Origin of the sequence: Planococcus sp. CAU13, from assembly GCF_000775575.1 — a bacterium.
Classification (GTDB): domain Bacteria; phylum Bacillota; class Bacilli; order Bacillales_A; family Planococcaceae; genus Planococcus.
Map to the genome: position 1 here is coordinate 1 of NZ_JRGN01000135.1, position 554 is coordinate 554.

1 protein-coding gene is annotated in these 554 nt (G+C 34.7%); it reads left to right on the plus strand.

Annotation, left to right across the window (positions count from 1 at the left end; translation table 11 throughout):
• Positions 1 to 71 precede the first annotated feature (71 nt).
• Positions 72 to 518 carry a DUF7878 domain-containing protein gene (locus KW93_RS05740; RefSeq protein ID WP_033542029.1) on the plus strand — a complete coding sequence of 149 codons (447 nt, stop codon included), beginning with the start codon at positions 72 to 74 and terminating at the stop codon, positions 516 to 518.
• The last annotated feature ends 36 nt before the right edge of the window (positions 519 to 554 follow it).

The window sequence follows — 554 nt, forward strand, 5'->3', positions numbered from 1 at the left end:
GTAACTTAAGTGCAGTTAAGTTACATTCACACTGAAAAATTCCAGTAGAAACGTACTGAAGGAGTGATTGCATGGAGAATCTGGCTATTGATTTTGAATTGGATCCCTTATTGAAATTGGATAAAAAGCTAATTCGACAGAAAAACGGAAAATTATTGATTGATGTGCAAGGGGAATTAACCATTCATATCGGTCATTCGTGTTTCTTTCACGAACCGTCCTTAGCGTTGCTTGAACTGGGTGTTGCTTTAAAAGAGTGGAGAGTGAAAGATTCCGAAGGAGAAAATTATTTTTATTACTTTACGATGGAACATGATGAAAGGGAAGGACCTATTTTAGCTTTTATTAGAAAAAGCGAAAATGAATGGCAGCTCTTTTCAATTTGGCAAGAATTTGAACACGAAAGCACGATAGCTTCTGAGGTGTTGTTAAAAGCAGTAGACCAGTATTTAACTAAACTAGAAGATATTTTGTTGAGGAAGTTCAATATCAAGTATTCATACTTCACTCGATTCTGATAAACCGAATGTAACTTAATGTGAATTAAGTTACAT